General features: G+C 69.9%; 20 protein-coding genes. 9 read left to right on the top strand and 11 right to left on the bottom strand.

All coding sequences use genetic code 11. The annotated features are described in order from the left end of the window. Window positions 1-55 precede the first annotated feature (55 nt). Genes OG787_RS17150 through OG787_RS17140 form a run of 3 tightly spaced genes read right to left on the bottom strand, consistent with a single transcriptional unit; the run spans window position 56 to window position 1,739 of the window. Complete coding sequence (locus OG787_RS17150) at window positions 56-619, bottom strand: hypothetical protein (RefSeq protein ID WP_405535664.1); 564 nt, start codon at window positions 617-619, stop codon at window positions 56-58. A gap of 17 nt (window positions 620-636) precedes the next feature. Next, window positions 637-921, bottom strand: coding sequence for a DUF397 domain-containing protein (locus OG787_RS17145; protein WP_369030676.1), 285 nt, complete (start codon window positions 919-921; stop codon window positions 637-639). Then, window positions 918-1,739: a helix-turn-helix domain-containing protein gene (locus OG787_RS17140; RefSeq protein WP_405535663.1), complete on the bottom strand. Its 822-nt coding sequence runs from the start codon at window positions 1,737-1,739 to the stop codon at window positions 918-920. The genes OG787_RS17145 and OG787_RS17140 overlap by 4 nt, the downstream gene beginning before the upstream one ends. 147 nt (window positions 1,740-1,886) lie before the next feature. On the opposite strand from OG787_RS17140, the gene OG787_RS17135 reads away from it, so the two are divergent. The 3 genes from OG787_RS17135 to OG787_RS17125 are packed head-to-tail and all read left to right on the top strand — an operon-like array spanning window position 1,887 to window position 3,091. After that, on the top strand, window positions 1,887-2,303 hold the full coding sequence (locus tag OG787_RS17135; protein WP_405535662.1) for a hypothetical protein: 417 nt from the start codon (window positions 1,887-1,889) through the stop codon (window positions 2,301-2,303). Continuing rightward, window positions 2,300-2,545, top strand: a complete 246-nt coding sequence (locus OG787_RS17130) for a hypothetical protein (RefSeq protein WP_369030679.1) — start codon at window positions 2,300-2,302, stop codon at window positions 2,543-2,545. The genes OG787_RS17135 and OG787_RS17130 overlap by 4 nt, the downstream gene beginning before the upstream one ends. Window positions 2,546-2,596: 51 nt before the next feature. Continuing rightward, entirely contained in the window at window positions 2,597-3,091 is a 495-nt protein-coding gene (locus tag OG787_RS17125) for a carboxymuconolactone decarboxylase family protein (protein ID WP_405535661.1), read from the top strand. Between the two features lie 70 nt (window positions 3,092-3,161). Here the strand turns inward: OG787_RS17125 and OG787_RS17120 are convergent, their stop codons facing one another. From OG787_RS17120 to OG787_RS17095, 6 genes are all read right to left on the bottom strand, one after another. Continuing rightward, window positions 3,162-3,989: an aminotransferase class IV gene (locus OG787_RS17120; protein ID WP_369030681.1), complete on the bottom strand. Its 828-nt coding sequence runs from the start codon at window positions 3,987-3,989 to the stop codon at window positions 3,162-3,164. Between the two features lie 39 nt (window positions 3,990-4,028). Next, on the bottom strand, window positions 4,029-5,243 hold the full coding sequence (locus OG787_RS17115; protein ID WP_405535660.1) for an FAD-dependent monooxygenase: 1,215 nt from the start codon (window positions 5,241-5,243) through the stop codon (window positions 4,029-4,031). Beyond that, the gene (locus tag OG787_RS17110; protein ID WP_405535659.1) at window positions 5,240-6,820 is read right to left on the bottom strand and encodes a class I adenylate-forming enzyme family protein; all 1,581 of its coding nucleotides are present in this window, start codon (window positions 6,818-6,820) and stop codon (window positions 5,240-5,242) included. Before OG787_RS17110 ends, OG787_RS17115 begins: the two co-directional genes overlap by 4 nt. A 65-nt stretch (window positions 6,821-6,885) precedes the next feature. Beyond that, window positions 6,886-8,451, bottom strand: a complete 1,566-nt coding sequence (locus tag OG787_RS17105; protein WP_405535658.1) for a benzoate-CoA ligase family protein — start codon at window positions 8,449-8,451, stop codon at window positions 6,886-6,888. Then, window positions 8,448-10,637 carry an aminodeoxychorismate synthase component I gene (gene pabB, locus OG787_RS17100; protein ID WP_369030686.1) on the bottom strand — a complete coding sequence of 730 codons (2,190 nt, stop codon included), beginning with the start codon at window positions 10,635-10,637 and terminating at the stop codon, window positions 8,448-8,450. The genes OG787_RS17105 and pabB overlap by 4 nt, the downstream gene beginning before the upstream one ends. A gap of 22 nt (window positions 10,638-10,659) precedes the next feature. Further along, window positions 10,660-11,256 (bottom strand): antibiotic biosynthesis monooxygenase, encoded by a 597-nt coding sequence (locus OG787_RS17095; protein ID WP_369030687.1) that lies wholly within the window; start codon window positions 11,254-11,256, stop codon window positions 10,660-10,662. Window positions 11,257-11,492: 236 nt separating this feature from the next. Here OG787_RS17095 and OG787_RS17090 point away from each other — a divergent pair, with 236 nt between their 5' ends. Next, window positions 11,493-12,272 carry a DUF3050 domain-containing protein gene (locus OG787_RS17090; RefSeq protein WP_405535657.1) on the top strand — a complete coding sequence of 260 codons (780 nt, stop codon included), beginning with the start codon at window positions 11,493-11,495 and terminating at the stop codon, window positions 12,270-12,272. Window positions 12,273-12,447: 175 nt separating this feature from the next. Here OG787_RS17090 and OG787_RS17085 read toward each other — a convergent pair whose 3' ends face one another. After that, window positions 12,448-13,266: a hypothetical protein gene (locus tag OG787_RS17085; RefSeq protein WP_405540512.1), complete on the bottom strand. Its 819-nt coding sequence runs from the start codon at window positions 13,264-13,266 to the stop codon at window positions 12,448-12,450. Between the two features lie 136 nt (window positions 13,267-13,402). Here OG787_RS17085 and OG787_RS17080 point away from each other — a divergent pair, with 136 nt between their 5' ends. Together OG787_RS17080 and OG787_RS17075 are read left to right on the top strand one after the other, a co-directional pair. Beyond that, window positions 13,403-13,768, top strand: coding sequence for a hypothetical protein (locus OG787_RS17080; RefSeq protein ID WP_369030688.1), 366 nt, complete (start codon window positions 13,403-13,405; stop codon window positions 13,766-13,768). 7 nt (window positions 13,769-13,775) lie between these two features. Beyond that, the gene (locus tag OG787_RS17075) at window positions 13,776-14,984 is read left to right on the top strand and encodes a glutathionylspermidine synthase family protein (RefSeq protein WP_369030689.1); all 1,209 of its coding nucleotides are present in this window, start codon (window positions 13,776-13,778) and stop codon (window positions 14,982-14,984) included. Here OG787_RS17075 and rocD read toward each other — a convergent pair. Next, the gene (gene rocD / locus OG787_RS17070; RefSeq protein ID WP_369030690.1) at window positions 14,981-16,198 is read right to left on the bottom strand and encodes an ornithine--oxo-acid transaminase; all 1,218 of its coding nucleotides are present in this window, start codon (window positions 16,196-16,198) and stop codon (window positions 14,981-14,983) included. The two genes, OG787_RS17075 and rocD, sit on opposite strands and share 4 nt — an antisense overlap. Window positions 16,199-16,449: 251 nt before the next feature. On the opposite strand from rocD, the gene OG787_RS17065 reads away from it, so the two are divergent. From OG787_RS17065 to OG787_RS17055, 3 genes are all read left to right on the top strand, one after another. Continuing rightward, window positions 16,450-17,901: a glycine hydroxymethyltransferase gene (locus OG787_RS17065; RefSeq protein WP_369030703.1), complete on the top strand. Its 1,452-nt coding sequence runs from the start codon at window positions 16,450-16,452 to the stop codon at window positions 17,899-17,901. Window positions 17,902-18,022: 121 nt separating this feature from the next. After that, window positions 18,023-19,036 carry a tryptophan--tRNA ligase gene (trpS, locus tag OG787_RS17060; RefSeq protein WP_369030691.1) on the top strand — a complete coding sequence of 338 codons (1,014 nt, stop codon included), beginning with the start codon at window positions 18,023-18,025 and terminating at the stop codon, window positions 19,034-19,036. Window positions 19,037-19,208: 172 nt separating this feature from the next. After that, window positions 19,209-19,787 carry a 2'-5' RNA ligase family protein gene (locus OG787_RS17055; protein WP_369030692.1) on the top strand — a complete coding sequence of 193 codons (579 nt, stop codon included), beginning with the start codon at window positions 19,209-19,211 and terminating at the stop codon, window positions 19,785-19,787. The last annotated feature ends 11 nt before the right edge of the window (window positions 19,788-19,798 follow it).

Here is a 19,798-nt window from a genome sequence, read left to right as displayed (position 1 = left end):
TGCCCTGGAGGTATCACCGACCGACGCGGGCCGGCAAGGGTTTCCGGTCACAGCGCTAGACCGGTTCCTGAACCTGTGCCCTCCGCCATGCGACTTCCTCGGCACGCAGCGGGCCGTGGACGCTGTACACGTCGCCCACCCGCAGATCGTCCGGCGTTTCGTGCTCGCCGTAGGTGCCGATGACGGTGATGGCCACACGGGAGTCGGGCTGCCAGAACGTACGGAAATACGGACCGGTCCCCGGGATCTCGGGGATCTCCACCAGGGGCACGCCGCGCCGCGTCAGGAGACGTTGCAGCTTCTCGAACCGGAGCCTGGGGGTGAAGCGCCCGTACTGGGCACGCAGTACGTCGTGGACGTCGGTGCGGTTCCGGTGCGCGAGCCGGTGCAGTTGGAGGGTGAAGTGGTGGCCCGACCAGGGGGCGTCGGCGGACTCGCGGTCCCAGAAGAACTCGACGAAGCCGTAGCCGAGGCACATGCTGCGGTCGCTGAAGGTGTCCTCGGCGAAGTCCGGGCCCAGGACTTCGGCGACCTGCTCGGGAGAGTTCGCGGTGCCCACGCCGAGCACGGTGCCGGTGGTGACGACGTCCACGTAGAAGGCCAGGGAGTACGGGGTCACTGGCCTGCCCTCCAGGGCTACTTCCCCTTGACCTCGGTGAGGAAGGAGGCCCAGGCGGCCGGGGCGAAGAGGATCGCGGGCCCGTTGGGCGCCTTGGAGTCCCGGACGGGGACGATGGCGGTGATCCCGTCGCCGACTTCGAGGCACTCGCCGCCGTTGGAGCTGCTGTAACTGCTCGCACGCCAGGAGACCGACAGTTCGCTCACACTGATCGTTCCGCCGAACTCAAGGCAGTCGCCGCCGTTCGTGCTGCTGTAGCTGCTCTTGCGCCACACAACGGGAAGTTCGCTCGCGCTGATCATGTCCCTAGCTCCTTCAGGTGCCTGCCGATCAACTCGGCCGACGCGTCGGGTGACAGGGCAACTGCCCTGAGCAGATCATAGGCTCGGACACCTTCGGCGACCTCCCCCTGGTCAAGGGCTGTTCGCCCCCGGGAGAAACCGTCTACGTGGAGTACGTCCGGGCCCTCGTCGAACCCGAGCAGCATGAACGGGCCCGCCAGGCCAGGATGCGCGGCGACTGCACGGGGGATGATCTGGATCACCGTGCGGGGATGCTGGCCCGCTTCCAGCAGGTGCTCGAACTGGGCGCGCATCACTGCCTCCTCGCCGATGAGCCGCAGCAACGCGTACTCGTCGATGATGAACCAGGTCCGGGGGCGGTCCTCCCGTTCGAAGATCTCCTGCCGGGTCATCCGGGCGGCCACCAGGTCGTCGAGGTTGTCCGGTCGATCCGTGAGGTGCATTGAGCGTGCGTAATCCTCCGTCTGCAACAGCCCAGGGATGACCTGGTTCTGGAAGGACCGGATGGACACGGCGTCCCGCTCCAGCTCCACCACCGGCAGGAACCAGGACGGATACGCGTAACTGATGACGAGCGCGTGCAGCCGTTCGAAGTGTCCGTCCGTCTTCAGCGCGATGTCGAGGTCGCGCGCGAGGTCCAACGACGGGACCCGCTTCGCCGACTCGACCTTCGACAGCATGGACTGGGTGGTGTGGGCGAGGCGCGCTGTCTGCTCCTGCGACAAGCCCTGCTTGGTGCGAATACGGGCCAACTCCGTCCCGAAGAAGGCCAGGAGGGACTTCGTGGGGTCGGGGGCCGGGTCGGTCTCGACAGTCATGCGCAAACCTCCTCCGTCATGACCGGGAGGCGGTCATGGCGACCTCCCATGACCTCGGTCAGGTCATGGCGTTCTGCCTGGTGAAGCTACCCAACGGAGCGCAACGCTGTCTCCACAACCGGTAGTTGCCCCCCGAAGGAGAAGCGCGTGGAGACCGACAAGTGTGCGGGTACGGCCCCGGAGGCCGGAGCGGTGCTGTATGACGGGGAGTCGGGGAGAGTCGGGGAGTACCGGGCCAAGGCCGGCCCGTATCTGCTGCTCCGCCCGCTCGGGGGCGGCCGGGAGTGGGAGGCGGACCCCGGGGACGTACGCCCCGCGACCCCCGCCGAGCAGTTGAGCGCCAAGGTGCGGGCCGCGAACGACCAGGGAACGCGCAACCGGGCGGAACCGGTGAACGGGCCGCAGCACGAGGCCCCACGCCCGCCGGTGCCTGTCCCGGGCTGTACGGAGTGCGCCGAACTCGGAGCCCAACGCGCCGCCGCCCGCGCCGGGTTCGACTGGAGCGGGGAGACGGACGCGAACGTCCTGCTCCGTTCCCACCAGCGACGGGACCACGGCGTATGACCCGCCGGATCTTCCGCTACGTGCCGTACACGATCGTCCAGGACCAGAGCGCCGAACCGGAGTACGCGGCGCGCTGCGTGTCCGGCGACGAGAGCGACTGCGGCGCCGAGTCCGGCGTACGGCAGGACCCGGCGGACGTGGAGGAGTGGCAGCGCAAGCACACGCAGGACACCCGGCACAGCCGTTATCGGCGCACGTTCGCGGACTATGCGGTCATGGAGCCCGATTGTCCGGCTCGGTAATGCCGTCGACTTTCCGATCCTGGAGTGCTCTTCAGCGGTTACAGTATTCCCATGACCACCACTGAGCCGATATCCCGAGTCGCCCTCAAGAAAATCACCCCCGATGTCTCCGCATCGATGGGCGCCCTGCACGGCGCCGCCGTTTCCGCCGCGCAGGACGCCAAGGTCGAACCCGAACTCCTGGAACTGATCAGGATTCGCGCGTCCCAGATCAACGGCTGTGCGTTCTGCCTCGACATGCACACCAAGGACGCCCGCGCCCAGGAGGAGACCGAGCAGCGGATCTACGCCCTCAGCGCCTGGCGGGAGACCCCCTTCTTCACCGAACGGGAGCGCGCCGCACTGGCGTTGACCGAGGCAGTGACCCTGGTGCACGACGGACACGTGCCCGACGAGGTGTACGCCGAGGCCGCCGCCGTCTTCGACGAGGCGCAGGTCGCCGCGCTGATCTGGGCGGCCACCGTCATCAACGCGTACAACCGGATCGCCATCGCGACGCGAATGGTTCCGGGGGCTTATCAGTCGGCGGCGAAGAAGAGCAGCTGAATTCAGGCATGAAGGGGTAGGGAGGTGAATCAAATTCACCTCCCTACCCCTGATTCCCGTCATTCTTCGGTTATTGCAGCGGCTCCATCAGGTCCTCCAGCCATTGCTGCCATTCGGTGGCCCGTGTCGCAGGTCCGGCCCGCAGGGGAGTTTCCGTTCCGCCCGTCCATTCCGTCACCGGGCGGATTCCGTGCAGGGCGTTCACCAGCCACACCTCTCGGCCGTCCAGGTCGGCGAGGACGCGTTCGCGGTGGGCGACGCGGATGCCGGTGCGCTGGGCGCGTTCCTGGATGAGGGAGAGGGTGACTCCGGCCAGGACGGGGAGCTGCGGGGAGGGGAAGCACAGGGTGTCGCCCTCCCACCAGAGGACGCTGGAGGTGGCGCCCTCCAGGACCACGCCCGTGGGCGCGATCAGCACCGCCTCGTCCGCCCCGGCACCGGCCGCCCGCTGCCGGACCCGGGCCAGGATGTCCAGGTCGGGGCCCTTGCGGCGGGGGACGGTACGCGGATCGGACTGGCCCGTCGCCCAGACCCGTACACCCGTGCCGAGCGGCGGAGCGTGCCGGAGGAGAAGTCTCAACTCCCTTGATTCAGCGCCCAGTTCCACCCGGGGGAACCACTCCCCGGTGCGTGGCAGCGCGGCGGTCATGTCCCGCCAGAAGTCCACCAGGTGGCGCAGCGAGGGGCCGCCCGAGTCACCGCAGGCCCGCAGGAAGCGCTCCCGGTGGCGGGCCAGGCCCCGTACCCGGCCGTCGCGCAGCAGCCACGAGTCGGCGACCGCCAGCCGTTCGCCCACCGTCGGTACGGAGTCCGCGGAGCCAGGACCGGTCAGCCCGCGGCGCGGCGACCAGGCCAACAGCCCCTCCGCGGCTACTGCTTGTGTTGCTGGGTGCGTCATCAAGTGCTCTTTCTTGAGACCTCGTACCTCATACCTCGGTCAGTACTTGCGGCCGGCCACCGCCGGTGCCCCGTTGCGCGGCCCGTACGGCGCGTGCTCCAGCCATGATCCGCACCACGGCAGGACCGGTGCGAGGGCCGCCGCCGCGCGCTGCTTGGCCCGGACGATCCGGCGGTGCGGGCGGAGGTGGTCCAGCGCCGTACCGGCGGCGGCGCTGTTGAACAGGGCCGCCGCACGCCGTACTTCGGCGAACTCGGCGACCGCTCCCACGAACCCCGTCCTCGCCACCGCCGCGATCGCCTCCGCAGCTGCCGCCGCGTCCGCGATCCCGCTGTTCATGCCGCGCGCCCCGAACGGTGGGAACAGATGCGCCGCCTCCCCGACGAGCAGCACCCGCCGGTGCGGATCGGTGAACGCGTCCGCGACCTTCCGCAGGAAGCGGTACGTCGACACCCACAGGATCTGCGACCCGTACCCGGGGGCCTCCAGGACCCTCGGCAGCCAGTCCCGTACGGCCTCCTCCGTGCCGTACGCCTCCTGCTGGTCGTCGTCGCGGCACTGGAGGTCGACCTGGAAGCCACCGGTGAAGGGCACCCGCATCACGCTCCGGCCGCCCACGCCCGGGTGTTCGTAGTGGAAGACGCGCTCCAGGGGCAGTTCGGCCCCGGGGATGTCGGCGACGTCCACGACCACATGGAAGCCCTCGGAACGCGTCCCCTCCATCGCGATCCCCAACTCCGCCCGGACCGCGGATCGGGCGCCGTCGGCCGCGACCACATGCGTGCCGTGCCAGACGCCCCCGTCGGAGTCGGTGAGCGTCACTCCGGTCGGCGAGGACCGTACGCCCGTCACGCGCACGCCCCACGCGAACTCCACGCCCGCGTCCCGGCACGCGGCGCGCAGAAAGCGCTCGGTGTCGACCTGGCGCAGGCTGGTGAACGGTGGGATGGACGCAGGGGAGTCGGGGGTCTCGGGGAAAGTGCGGGAGTAGACCTCGCGGCCCCGGTACAGCGTGCGCCGGGTGTGCCACGTACGCCCGTACGACGTGAACTCGGCGGCCAGGCCCGGGCGCATCGCGTCCAGCAGCCGCAGGGTCTCGCGGTGCACGAACAGGGCGCGGCTGCCCGGGCGTTCACGGTCCTCGGGGTCCAACTCCAGGACCACGACGGGGAGTCCGTGGGCGCGCAGACCGAGGGCGGCGGAGAGGCCGACGGGACCCGCCCCCACCACGATCACCCGCTCCGAGGTGGTCACGCGCGTGCGCCCTCGGCCAGCATGCGGCTGATCTCCACCCGCTTCACCTTCCAGGTCGCCGTCATCGGCAGCTCCTCGAACCGCCACTGACGAGGTTCGGCCATCGTGGGCAGATCGGCGGTCGCCTGCTTCCAGCGGTCCGGGTCCAGCGGCACCTCGTCGCGTACGCAGATCACGGGCACCGGTTCGCGGTCGGCGCCCGGCACGATGACGACCTCGCGCAGCTCCTCCAGCCGGTCCATCAGCGTGTCCTCGACCTCCAGATTGCTGTGCACGGAGTCGATCTGGTCGATCTCGCGGTCGATGAGGTAGAGCGCGCCGAGCCTGCTCCGGTAGCCCATGTCGCCCATCTGCCACCATCCGCCGCCGTCCAGCTGGCGCTCGTACTGCTCGCGCGCGCCGAGGTAGGTGAGGATGCGTCCGCGGGTACGGGCCTCGATCCGGCCCGGTTTGCCCGGTGCCGCCGGTTGCCCGTTGTCGTCCGTGACCCGGACCCGGGTGAAGCCGGGGATCCCGATCCCGACCCGGCGGCCGTCCGCCTTCGCGGCACTGCGCCGGGTGAACCACTGGAAGGCGACCGGCCCGGTCTCGCTCTGCCCGTACAGCTGGATCAGCCAGGCGTTACGGCGCTTCGAGGCGCCCAGCAGCCGCTTCACCGTACGCGGGTGGATCGCGTCGAACGTCGACCCGTACGACCGTACGCGCGACAGGGGTTGACCCGGCGCGTCCGCCAACTCCTCCCACAGGACGAAGGTGTTGGGGTGCGTCTCGACGATGCCGGGGCGATGGCGGGCGAGCAGCGGGCCCACGCTGGCCGGGGTCGGGTCGGTGATCAGGAGCAGCGGGCTGCCGAAGTGCAGGAGCACGCCCAGGAGATGGTAGAAGCGCGAGTGCACGAAGGACATGTGCAGCGCGGCCGTCTCCCCACGGGTGGGCCAGCCCATCGCCTGCTGTGGCACGAGCCTGTTCCACATGGTGTTCGCGCAGTGCACGGCGAATTTGGGGATGCCGGTGGTGCCCGAGCTGTGGGTGATCAGGGCGGGTTCGCGGGGGTGGAGCCGGACGGGCGCGGCGGGTTCGGCACCGGCGTGCTTCTCCAGCGGCTCGGCGTCGGCCACGGTGGCGCCGGCATCGACCGTGAGCGTCCGGCGGACCAGCGGAGCGAGGTCCAACTCCTTGAGCGGGCCGGTGAGTTTGGCGCTGTCGGTGAGCAGCCAGGGGCGGTGCAGGCGCTCCAGCATCTGCCCGACGACCGGTCCGGCGAGGGCGGGGGAGAGCAGCACGGGGACCGCGCCGATCCGGGAGACCGCGCAGGTCAGCAGCACGATGTCGACGTTGTCCGTCTTGTGGACGACCACCTGCTCGGACGGCCGCACCCCGGCCGCCCACAGGCGAGCCGACAACTCCTCGACGAGATCGGCCAGTTGGCTGTAGCTGAGGTCGACCCCGAGATCGGGGCAGACATCCAGCGGCCGGTCCAGGGTGACGAAGACCGCTCCGTGACGGTCGGAGGCCCGCCGGAAGATCGGGCCCAGATAGAAACCGCGGTCGGCGAGCAGGGGCTGCTGCTGTGGCATGCGCCCGTTCCCTTCTGAAGTACGGCAGACGGTCGTGACGGTTGCGGTGCTTGTTCTGGTGCTGGTCACCAGGCGCCCTGGCGGACCAGGTGGCGGCGGAGCTTCCCGGTCGAGGTGCGCGGCAGCGACGGGACGAAGCTGACGCTGCGGGGGGCCTTGAAGGCGGCGAGCCGGGCGCGGGCCAGCTCGATGAGTTCGGTCTCCAGGCCCGCCCGGGCCGGTCCGACGGGCACGACGAAGGCGCGCAGTCTGCTGAAGCCCCGCTCGTCGGTGAGAGCGGCGACAGCGACCTCCTTCACCGCCGGGTGGGTGCGCAGTACGGCCTCCACCTCCAGCGGGGAGACCGTGATGCCGCCGACCATCTCCATGTCGTCGGCGCGGCCCAAGTGCCGGTAGGAACCGTCCGGTTCACGCACCGCCCGGTCCCGCGTGGCCAGCCAGCCGCCGACCAGTGAACGGGCCGTCTCCTCGGGCCGGTTGAGGTACCCGGACGTCACCGTGGGCCCACGGACCCAGAGTTCGCCCTCCGCGCTCCCCTCGGGTAAACGAGCCCCGGCGCGGTCGCGCAGCTCCACCTCGAACCCGGGGACGGGACGGCCGACCGTACCGGGGTGGTTGTGGTCGAAGCTGTTGGCGCAGAAGGCGTGTCCGGCCTCCGTCGAGCCGATCTGCTCCAGCACCGGCGCGCCGAGCAGCTCCTCGACCTGCTGTCCGAGCCCCTCCGGCAGCCCCTCCCCGGCCGACACGGCGGCCCGTACGGAGGCGAAGCAGGCCTGATGGCCGCTGCCCCGGTCGGAGACGAGGGCCGCGTACGCGGACGGCACCGAGTAGATCAGCGTCACGCGGTGGCGGGCCACGAGTTCGTCGACGGCGGCCGGGGTCGGACGCCGGTCCACCAGGACGGCCGACGAGCCGGAGAAGAGCGGGAAGACGAAGGCATTGCCGAAGCCGTAGGCGAAGAACATCTTCGAGACGGAGAGGGTGACGTCGTCCTCGGTGATCCGGAGCAGCCGGCGCCCGATGAGGTCGTGGTAGGTCTTCGGGTCGCCGTGCGTGTGCACAACTCCCTTGGGGCGCCCGGTCGTTCCGGACGTGTACTGCACGTACAGGGGCGTGTGCGCGTCCACCGGGTGGGCGGTGGTGGTCGGTTCGGCGGTCGGGGCGAGGGCGGCGAGCTGATCGGCGCCGAGGAGCGGCCGCCCCGCGAAACGCTTCTCGTCCGCCTCGCCCTCCTCCAGCCAGGGTCCGGTCACGCACAGCACGGCTTCCGCGTCCTCGGTCATGAACGCGTGGTCGGCGGACGGGAGTTCGGGGTTGACGAGGACGGCCACGGCACCGAGCCGGGCGGTCGCGAGGAAGGCGGTCACCCAGGTGATGCCGTCGGGCAGGGCGAGGAGCACCCGGTCCCCGGCGCGCACGCCGTACCCGGCGAGGACCGTCGCCGTACGGGCCGCCAGCTCGTGCACCTCGCCGTGCGTCCAGGAGCGGTGCCCCTGGTGGCTCTGGTGGAAGGCGGCCCGGTCGTTCCAGCCGCGCCGCTCGGCGAGGGCGGCGAGATGGGCGGCGAGGTTGCCGGGGGCGTCGGCGTCGGCAGGGGGAGCGGTTGTCCTGGTCGCCTGGTGGAGCGTCATCGGGCGGCCTCCTCGGCGGTGGCCGACAGCGACGAGGACTCCTGGTACTGCTGCTGGTACTCCTCGTACGCCCGCATCTGGGCGGCCGTCTTCAGCAGCATCTCGTCGTACTCCGCGACCGGTTCCGAACCGAGGACGATCGCGCCGCCCGCCCCCAACTGCATCTCCCCGTCGGCGAGTACGGCGGTCCGGATGACGATGCTGAGGTCCGCGCCGCCGCTGCACCCCAGGTAGCCGAGGGCGCCGGAGTACACGCCACGGGCCTCGGTCTCCAGCGAGTCGATGATCTCCATCGTGCGGAGCTTGGGCGCGCCGGTCATGGAGCCGCCGGGGAAGCAGGCGCGGACGGCGTCCACCGCGTCGGTGCCCTCGCGCAGCCGGCCCTCGACGTAGGAGACGAGCTGGTGCACGGTGGCGTACGTCTCGGCGACCATGAGCCGGGAGACCCGGACCGTGCCGGTGCGGCAGACCTGGCCCAGGTCGTTGCGGAGCAGGTCGACGATCATCAGGTTCTCGGCGCGTGTCTTGTCGTCGGCGGCGAGCGAGTCCCGGAGGGCGTCGTCCTCCTCCGGCCCGTGGCCGCGCGGGGCGGTGCCCTTGATGGGTCTGGCCTCGGCCATGCCGTCCCGGGTGATGCGCAGGAACCGCTCGGGGGAGGAGCCGGCCACATCGAGGTCCCCGAAGCGCAGGAAGGCCGCGTACGGCGCCGGGTTCACGCGCCGCAGGACGCGGTAGTAGTCGAACGCGTCCGGCGGGGCGGGCATCCGGGCCGCGTTGGTGAGACAGACCTCGTAGCTCGTACCGGCCCTCAACTCCCGCTGACACGAGTCGATGTCGGCGAGATAGGTGTCCCGGTCGCGCACCAGCCACGGCTCGGCCGCGGCCGGATCGGGCTCGGCGGCGGGCACGGGCGGGAGCGGCTGTTCCGCGACGACGAAGGTGAGTTGGGCCAGCGCGGAGTCGAGCCAGTCGGCGGCCTCCAGCGTGGCCTGCGGGGTGTCCTCGGCGACACAGACCGCGTACGTGTAGCCCTCCTGGTGGTCCACCGCGATCAGCCGGTCGGCGAACAGCCAGCAGGCGTCCGGGGTCTGGGCCTGGTGCACGTTGGGCGAGGCTCCGCAGTCGGCCTTCGTCTCGTACCCGAAGTAGCCGACGTATCCGCCGGTGAAGTCGAAGGGCAGGCCGGTCGCGTCGACCTGACGGCTGATCAACTTCCGCTTCAGATAGTCGAAGACGCTCGCCTTCACCTTGCGCGGAGGCCGCCCGGCCCGCTCGATCTCACAGACGCCGCTCGTGACGTCGTACCGCACGAACTCGGCGAGCGGTCCTGACCCGTCCCCGAAGAACGAGAACCGCGACCGCCCCTCCTCGACCTGCGAACTGTCCAGCCAGAACGCGCGCGGCGAACCGGCGTACATCCGGCCGAAGGCGGCCTCCGTGTCCACGGCGGTGGCGATCCGGCGGGTGTGGAGACGGTGGGTGGGGCGCTGCGAGGAGGCGCGGCGCTGGGCGGGGATGCGGGGCATGCGCGCCGGGGAGGCGGACGGCTCGGGCATCGCCGCGGCCCGGCGGGTGACGGCGGTGTTCTTCGTACGGAGCTTGCGGGCGCGGTCCGCCGTGAGGTTGCGGAAGTTCATGAGCATGCGGCGGCCGTACTCGGTGAGGACGGACTCCGGGTGGAACTGCACTCCCCACAGGGGGCGCGTGCGGTGCCGCAGGCCCATCAGGACGCCGTCCTCGGACCAGGCGGTGGCCTGGAGGGTCTCGGGCAGCGGCTCGCGCACGGCGAGGGAGTGGTAGCGCACGGCGGTGAAGTTCTGCGGGAGCCCCTTGAAGAGATCCTGCTCGTCGTGCCGGATCGTGGAGAGATGCCCGTGACGTGGCTCGGGGGCGGGCACGATCCGGCCCCGCTCGCCGAGCGCGATCCCCTGGTGGCCCAGGCAGACGCCCAGTACGGGGATCGGGGACTCGGCGAGTACACGTGCGCTGATCCCGAAGTCGCGGGGTGCGGCGGGGTGGCCGGGCCCGGGGGAGACGACCACGTTGTCGAATTCGGCAAGAGTGTCGAATGCGCTGGTCGGCGCGTCGTTGCGGATCACCACCGGCTCCTCGCCGTTGACCTCCGCGATCAGCTGGAAAAGGTTGTACGTGTACGAGTCATAATTGTCGATGAGCAGGGTCTTCACCCGCCCACCTCCCTTGCATCGTTCATGCGGTTCGCCGTTTGTGCCGTCCGCGGAGTGCCTGGAGCGGTGGATAGAGCCATTTCTTGAAGAAACGCTGGAGGCGCGGCATGAGGATATAGGTGACGATTGCCGTCACGGACAGACACAGCAGTAGAGTGCGAATCAGCGGATTGAGGCCGCCAAGGTACGGGAGAATGGTGAGATTGAATATAAGCACGGGTGGAAAAACCGCGCTCATATTCACGAACCAGAGCTTCCATTTCTCCGGCGGACGGGGCGGAGCGGGCGCTGGAGCGGCGGCCGGCGTGTCCGTCTGGGACTCGAACCACGTCTTGGATCCCTGGACGCTGCGGCGCCCGGTCTCCCGGGCAAGAGTCTGCGCCTTGGCCGTCCACTGGGCCCAGACGACGGAGTTCTCCCAGGCCAGGCCCGAACTCTCACTGTCGAAGCGGTAGACCACATGCCAGTCCGCCTCTCCGTCGACAAGCACACCACCCCCCAGAAAACCCGGCTCACGCGCGGTCGCGCGGAGCATGGCCCACCCCCAGGAGTGGAACTCGGTCTCGCGGCCCGGGATCACTTGATACGCCACCGTGACGGTGACGGGATTCCTGGTCACCCCGTCCTATACGGACCAGGAACCGGTCACGCTCAAATCTTCAACGAAGATTTTCGAAACCCTCGCCCGGATGTCCGGAAGGTGGCTATTTATCGTTCTTTGGGATGGCTTTCGGTGTTGTTTCGATCAATACCTGAGTGATACTCGGGGTAACTTTTCTGGAATTCAGGAAAGGGCTTGCCGGGAGGGTCGGTAAAGCTGCACGATCGCCATTCGACCAACGCGAGGGAGATTTCATGTCCAGGTACGACTGGGATATGACCCACGAGGGAATCGAGCGGGCCCGGTCCGTGATCGAACCGGCACGAAAAGAAGTGACCGCCCACCCGATTTACCAGCGGATAAACACCCGGGAACACATGGCGACGTTCATGGAACATCATGTGTTCGCGGTGTGGGACTTCATGTCCCTGCTCAAGTCGCTACAGCGGGAGCTGACCTGTGTCGACGTCCCCTGGGTGCCGCGCGGGTCGGAGGTGAGCCGCCGCCTCATCAACGACATCGTGCTCGTCGAGGAGAGCGACGAGCTGAACGGGGGCTTCACCAGCCACTTCGAGCTGTACCGGGCGGGCATGGCCGAGGCGGACGCCGATCCGACGCGGATCGACAGGTTCATCGGGCTGGTGGGGGAGGGTCACGACGTGACGTCGGCCCTGCGGGTGGCCCAAGTCCCGGTCCCGGCAGCCGAGTTCGTCCGCACCACCTTCGAGATCATCAACGACCGCCCGCTGCACTGTCGCGCGGCGGCGTTCGCCTTCTCCCGGGAGGATCTCATCCCGGACATGTTCGACCAGGTGATCAAGAAGGAGGGTACGGACCGCTTCCCTCTGTTCTGCGACTACCTGTCCCGGCACATCGAGGTCGATGGCGAGGAGCACACGCCGATGGCCATGCAGATGGTCGCGGACCTGTGCGGGACGAGTGACAAGCACTGGGCGGAGGCGGCGGAGACGGCGATGGACGCGTTGGAGGCGAGGGTGCGGTTGTGGGACGGGGTGGTGGGGGCGATGGGGTGAGTTGTTCGCCCCCGCCGCCCCTACCCGTCCCATCCCTGGGGGCTGCGCCCCCAGACCCCCCTTTGTCCTCAAACGCCGGACGGGCTGGGTATTCAGCCTCTCCGGCGTTTGAGGAGCGGGGGTTCGGGGGCGGAGCCCCCGAGGATGGGACGGGTAGGGGCGGCGGGGGCGAGTCTCAGTCCGGGGCCTCGCCGAAGCGGGCCAGTGCCAGTGCTCCCGCCACCGCGATCCCGAAGCCCAGCACCGCCAGCCATCCCAACCCCTCCCGTGTGCGATCCCCCAGCCACACCACCCCGATCACCGCCGGCCCGATCGTCTCCCCGATCACCATCCCCGCCGTCGGCACGGTCACAGCCCCCCGCTGCAACCCCGACGTCAACGCCAGAAACGCCGCCCCGCCCCCCACCACCAGCGCATACGTCGCTGCGTTCGCCGCCAACGCCCCCACCGACACCTCATCGATCAACCGCACCGACACCTCGACCACCCCGAACCCGAACCCCGCCCCCAACCCGAGCACCAGCCCCCGCCCCCGCTCCGGCAACCGACCGCCCAGCAACCCCAGCACCAGCACCCCCACGGCGGTCGCGAGCATCGCGTACCGCAGCGCGTCCGACCCCGCCCGCTCCCCCTCCGTCCCCGAGGCGAGCCCCAGCATCCCCAGCCCGGCGCACACCACCCCCACGGCCGCCCACTCCACCCCGCTCAACCGCACCCGCAGCAACCGTGCGGCGACCACCGCGGTCACGGCGAGACTCGCGGCCAACGCCGCGCCGACCGCGTAGATCGGAACGGACCGCAGCGCGGCGACCTGGAAGACGAAGCCGAGCCCGTCCAGGGCCAGCCCGGCGATGTACCGCCACTGCCGCACCGCCCGCAGCAGCAGCGCGGCGTCGCCACCTCGGCCGGGGGTTTCGGCAGCCGCCCGCGCGGCCATCGCCTGCAACACCGTCGCCGTACCGAAGCAGACCGCCGCGCCGAGCGCGCACACCATTCCAAAGAGCACAAAGTGACTCTAGGTGGACGGGGAGGCACGGGAGGCACAGGGGGCAGGCGTATACCCGTCCTTGAACGATCTTTAAGCTGGGCGAACTTCAAGCCGGGCGAGACACCAACGGGGAGACACGAACATGGCCGACGCACGCAGACAGTCACGCGGACAACTCCGCTCAGGCACCGTCGTACTGGGCGGCATGGGCCTGCTCGCCGCCGCCCTCACCGCCTGCTCCTCCGACGACCCCGACAAGCGCTGCGTCGACCGCGACAGCTACAAGGCCGCCAAGGGCTACCAGGTCGTCGCCGACAAGAACTGCAAGACCGTCACGAGCACCAACGGCGCCTACTACTACGGCGGCAAGAAGAAGTCCGGCTGGGTCAAGGGCGGCTCCTTCACCAAGTCCGGCAAGAGCAGCGGCAGTTCGGGTGACGGCGACAGTTCGAGCACCGGCGTACACCGCGGTGGCCTCGGCGGCGGCGACAGCAGCTCGGGCGGCTGAGCCCGACATGCAACGCCGCACGATCGAACCCCGCCCCGACTGGCAGCGAACCGTCGAGGAACAGGGGCTGATCTACCCGCTCACCCGCCACCCCGACGGCACCCTGCGCCCCTACTGGGACGAGAGCGCGTACTACGTCTTCTCGCTCCCGGAGGTGGAGGCGCTGGAGGAGGTCGTCGAGGAACTCCACGGCATGTGCCTCGCCGCCGCCGGGCACATCGTCACCGCGAACCGCTTCACGGACCTCGGCATCACCGACCCGCGCATCGCGGCAGCGGTCGCCGAGGCCTGGCACCGCCGGGCCGAACTCCCGTCCGTCTACGGCCGTTTCGACCTCCGCTACGACGGCCGCACGGGGACGGGGACGGGGCCCGCGAAGCTCCTCGAATACAACGCCGACACCCCTACCTCCCTCGTCGAGGCCGCATCACCCCAGTGGTTCTGGATGGAGGACCGCTTCCCGGGCGCCGACCAGTGGAACTCCCTCCACGAACGCCTGGTCGCCGCCTGGAAGAAGCAGGCCGCCCTCCTCCCGCCCGGCAGCCCCCTCCACTTCGCGCACTCCGCCGCCGACGAACTCGGCGAGGACCTGATGACCGTCGCGTATCTGAAGGAGACCGCGGAGCAGGCCGGCCTCGACACCGACTGGCTCGCCATGGAGGAGATCGGCTGGGACTCCCTCTCCGGCCGCTTCGTCGACAACCAACTCCGCTTCATCCGCAGCTGTTTCAAGCTGTACCCGTGGGAGTGGCTCACCACCGACGCGTTCGCCGATCACGTCCTCGACACCCTGGACAACGGCGGCGGCACCGGTACGACGCTGTGGATCGAGCCAGCCTGGAAGATGCTGCTCAGCAACAAGGCGCTGCTCGCGATCCTCTGGGAGCTGTACCCCGGCCACCCGAACCTCCTCCCCGCCTACCTGGACGGCCCACGGGAACTGGCCCACACGACCGGTTACGTGACCAAGCCACTGCTGGGCAGGGAGGGCGCGGGCGTCACGATCCACGAGCCGAACACCACCGCTGCTGCCCCGCCCGACGTCGAAGAGCCCTGCTGCTACCAGGAGTTGGCCCCCCTGCCCGACTTCGACGGCAACCGGGTCGTCCTGGGCGCGTGGGTCGTGGAGGACGAGTCGGCGGGGCTCGGCATCCGCGAGTCCGCCGGCCCGATCACGGACGAGTACGCCCGCTTCCTGCCCCACGTGATCCTCTAGCCGGCCACTCGGTCACCCAACACACCCCGCAACTGCGCCAGCCCCCAGTCCAGGTCCTCCTTGCTGATGACGAGGGGCGGCGCGAGGCGGATCGTCGGGCCGTGGGTGTCCTTCACCAGGACGCCCCGGTCCATCAGCCGCTCGGAGACCTCCCGGCCCGTGCCGTACGCCGGTGCGACGTCGATGCCCGCCCACAGGCCCCGTCCGCGCACCTCGGTCAGCGCGCCGATGCCGGCCAGCGCGCCCAGCTCCCGGTGCAGATGCGCGCCCAGCTCCGTGGCCCGCGCCTGGTACTCGCCGGACCTGAGCATCGCGATCACCTCCAGCGCCACCGCGCACGCCAGCGGGTTCCCGCCGAACGTCGACCCGTGCTCACCCGGCCGGAACACCCCGAGCACCGCCCGCGAGGACACCACCGCCGACACCGGCACGATCCCGCCCCCGAGCGCCTTCCCCAGGACGTAGACGTCGGGCACCACACCCTCGTGCTCGCACGCGAAGGTACGGCCCGTGCGGCCCAGCCCCGACTGGATCTCGTCCGCCACGAACAGCACGTCCCGCTCCCGCGTCAGCTCCCGTACGCCCCGCAGATAACCGGCCGGCGGCACCCGTACCCCCGCCTCGCCCTGGATCGGCTCAAGCAGCACGGCCACCGTGTTCTCGGTGACAGCGGAGCGCAGGGCGGTCAGATCGCCGTACGGCACGATCTCGAAGCCCGGCGTGTACGGGCCGAAGTCCGCGCGTGCCGCCGAGTCCGTGGAGAAGCTGATCACCGTCGTCGTACGGCCGTGGAAGTTGTCCGCCGCGACCACGATCTTCGCGATCCCGTCCGGCACGCCCTTGACGCGGTACCCCCACTTCCGGGCCGTCTTCACCGCGGTCTCCACCGCCTCCGTGCCCGTGTTCATCGGCAGCACCGTCTCCATGCCGCACAGCGCCGCCAGCTCCGTACAGAACGCGGCGAACCGGTCGTGGTGAAAGGCCCGCGACGTCAACGTCACGCGCTCCAGCTGCGCCTTCGCGGCATCGAGCAGCCGCCGATTGCCGTGACCGAAGTTCAGCGCGGAGTAACCGGCCAGCAGGTCCAGATAGCGGCGGCCCTCGACATCCGTCATCCAGGCACCGTCCGCGGTGGCGACCACGACCGGCAAGGGGGCGTAGGTGTGCGCGCTGTGCGCGTCGGCCGCCGCGATGAGCGCTTCGGTGGTGGTCATGGCGGTCACAGGACCTCCCGGGGTACGAATGCCCTGCCCTCCCCCTCCCTTCCATGGTCGCTCGCATGGTGGACGCGGCACCTTGGGCCCATGTCGTGCCCGGTAGGCTGGCCGACGGGCCGTGACTGGCGCGCTGGGATGGGACAGACCATCGGGGAGCGGCCCACGAGCAGCAAGAGTGCCGTGCGCCTGGGCCGAACCGTGACCCCGTGACCGCTTTCCAGCACCCACGCCACCCGGAGGCCGACGACATGTCAGAGCAGCAGCCCCTGTCCACCGAATCCACCGCCTTCCGTGCCGCCCTCGACGTGATCCGCGCCGTCGAGCCGCGCGTTGCCGACGCCATCGGCCAGGAGGTCCACGACCAGCGCGAGATGCTCAAGCTGATCGCCTCCGAGAACTACGCCTCCCCGGCCACGCTCCTCGCGATGGGCAACTGGTTCAGCGACAAGTACGCCGAGGGCACCGTCGGCCGCCGCTTCTACGCCGGCTGTCGCAACGTCGACACCGTCGAGGCGCTGGCCGCCGAGCACGCCCGCGAGCTGTTCGGCGCGCGGCACGCCTACGTACAGCCGCACTCCGGCATCGACGCCAACCTCGTCGCCTTCTGGGCCGTCCTCGCCGACCGTGTCGAGGCGCCCTTCCTGGAGAAGACCGGCGTCCGCCAGATCAACGACCTCTCCGACGCCGACTGGGCCGAGCTGCGCCGGGCCTTCGGCAACCAGCGCATGCTCGGCATGTCCCTGGACGCCGGCGGCCACCTCACCCACGGCTTCCGCCCCAACATCTCCGGCAAGATGTTCGACCAGCGGTCGTACGGCACGGACCCGGCGACCGGCCTGATCGACTACGAGGCACTGCGCGCCACGGCCCGCGACTTCAAGCCGCTGATCATCGTGGCCGGCTACTCCGCGTACCCCCGTCTGGTGAACTTCCGGATCATGCGCGAGATCGCCGACGAGGTCGGCGCCACGCTCATGGTCGACATGGCCCACTTCGCGGGCCTGGTCGCGGGCAAGGTCCTGACCGGCGACTTCGACCCGGTCCCGCACGCCCAGATCGTCACGACGACCACCCACAAGTCCCTGCGCGGCCCGCGCGGCGGCATGGTCCTGTGCGACGACTCCCTCAAGGACCAGGTCGACCGGGGCTGCCCGATGGTCCTCGGCGGTCCGCTCCCGCACGTGATGGCGGCGAAGGCGGTGGCGCTGGCGGAGGCCAGGCAGCCCGCCTTCCAGGACTACGCCCAGCGCATCGTCGACAACGCCCGCGCACTCGCCGAGGGCCTGATGAGCCGGGGCGCGACCCTGGTGACCGGTGGTACGGACAACCACCTCAACCTGATCGACGTCGCCTCCTCCTACGGCCTCACCGGCCGCCAGGCCGAGACCGCCCTCCTCGACTCGGGCATCGTCACCAACCGCAACGCCATCCCGTCCGACCCGAACGGCGCCTGGTACACGTCCGGCATCCGCATCGGCACCCCGGCCCTCACCACACGCGGCCTGGGCACGGCGGAGATGGACGAGGTCGCGTCCCTGATCGACCGGGTCCTCACGGCGGCCGAGCCGGGCACGACGAAGTCGGGCGCGCCGAGCAAGGCGTCCCACGTCCTGGACGAGAAGGTGTCGACCGAGATCTCCCAGAGGGCAACAGACCTGGTGGCAGGCTTCCCCCTGTACCCCGAGATCGACCTGGGCTGAGGTTTTCAGGGGCGCGGGGCCGCATCTATTTGCGGCTCCGCCGCGGGGCGCGACAAGCCCCCACCGGCTGGCAGCTCCCCGCGTACCGAAACCACCCCACACCTCTGAGACAATGAAAAACATGGCCTCAGATCGTCCCCGCGTGCTCTCCGGAATCCAGCCCACCGCCGGCTCGTTCCACCTCGGCAACTACCTCGGCGCCGTACGCCAGTGGGTCGCCCTCCAGGAGACCCACGACGCCTTCTACATGGTCGTCGACCTGCACGCGATCACGATCCCGCAGGACCCGAAGGAGCTGACGGCCAACACCCGCCTGGCCACCGCCCAGCTCCTCGCCGCCGGCCTCGACCCCGAGCGCTGCACGCTGTTCGTCCAGAGCCACGTCCCGGAACACGCCCAGCTCGCCTGGATCATGAACTGCCTCACCGGCTTCGGCGAGGCCAGCCGTATGACGCAGTTCAAGGACAAGTCCGCCAGACAGGGCGCCGAGAGCGCGAGCGTCGGGCTGTTCACGTACCCGATCCTCCAGGTCGCGGACATCCTGCTCTACCAGGCCAACGAGGTCCCCGTCGGCGAGGACCAGCGCCAGCACATCGAGCTGACCCGCGACCTCGCCGAGCGCTTCAACGGCCGGTTCGGCGCGACCTTCACGATCCCGAAGCCGTACATCCTGAAGGAGACGGCGAAGATCTACGACCTTCAGGACCCGTCGATCAAGATGAGCAAGTCGGCGTCGACGCCCAAGGGCCTCATCAACCTCCTCGACGACCCGAAGGCCACCGCCAAGAAGGTCAAGAGCGCGGTCACGGACACGGACACCGTGATCCGCTTCGACCCCGCCGAGAAGCCCGGCGTCAGCAACCTGCTCGGCATCTACTCGACCCTCACGGGCATGGACATCGCCGAACTCGAGCAGAAGTACGACGGCAAGGGCTACGGCGCGCTCAAGGTGGACCTGGCCGAGGTCGTGGTCGACTTCGTGACGCCGTTCCGGGAGCGCACCCAGCAGTATCTGGACGACCCGGAGACACTCGACTCGATCCTCGCCAAGGGCGCGGAGAAGGCACGGGCGGTCGCCGCGGAGACGCTCGCCCAGGCGTACGAGCGGGTCGGCTTCCTCCCGGCGAAGCACTGACAGGTACCGCCCCCCGTACAGCACCTGGATCCGTACAACCACCGCACGGCGCACGACGCGGCATCAGAGCGCTGCACATCACTACGCGTGCGCCTGCCCGCAGACCCGCCCTGCCCGTACAGTCGATAGCCGACTGGCATGAGCAACACCGAGACGACGAACAGGAGACGACGTGGGGACCGTAACGATCGGTGTGTCGATCGCGGTCCCGGAGCCTCACGGCAGCCTGCTCCAGGAGCGGCGTGCGGGCTTCGGCGACGCCGCTGCTCACGGCATCCCCACCCATGTCACCCTGTTGCCGCCCACGGAAGTCGACTCGGCGGCGCTGCCCGCCATCGAGGCGCACCTCGTGGAGGTGGCCGCCGCCGGCCGCCCCTTCCCGCTGAGGCTCTCCGGCACCGGCACCTTCCGGCCGGTCTCGCCCGTCGTGTTCGTCCAGATCGTCGAGGGCGCGGAGGCCTGCACCTGGCTTCAGAAGCAGGTCCGTGACGCCTCCGGTCCTGTGGCGCGCGAACTCCAGTTCCCGTACCACCCGCATGTGACGGTCGCGCACAGCATCACCGAGGAGGCGATGGACCGCGCCTTCGCGGAACTCGCCGACTACGAGGCCGACTGGCCCTGCACCGGCTTCGCGCTCTACGAGCAGGGGGCCGACGCGGTGTGGCGCAAGCTGCGCGAGTTCACCTTCGGCGGGACCGTCGTACCGCCGCAGCCCACCCATGCGGAGCGCGGCACCCTTCCGACCAGGTAGAACCGCCACAC

The organism is Streptomyces sp. NBC_00075 (assembly GCF_045041225.1).
GTDB classification, from domain to species: Bacteria; Actinomycetota; Actinomycetes; order Streptomycetales; family Streptomycetaceae; genus Streptomyces; species Streptomyces adonidis.
The sequence above is the reverse complement of the archived record's forward strand: the minus strand, read 5'-3'. Positions and strand labels throughout refer to the sequence as shown.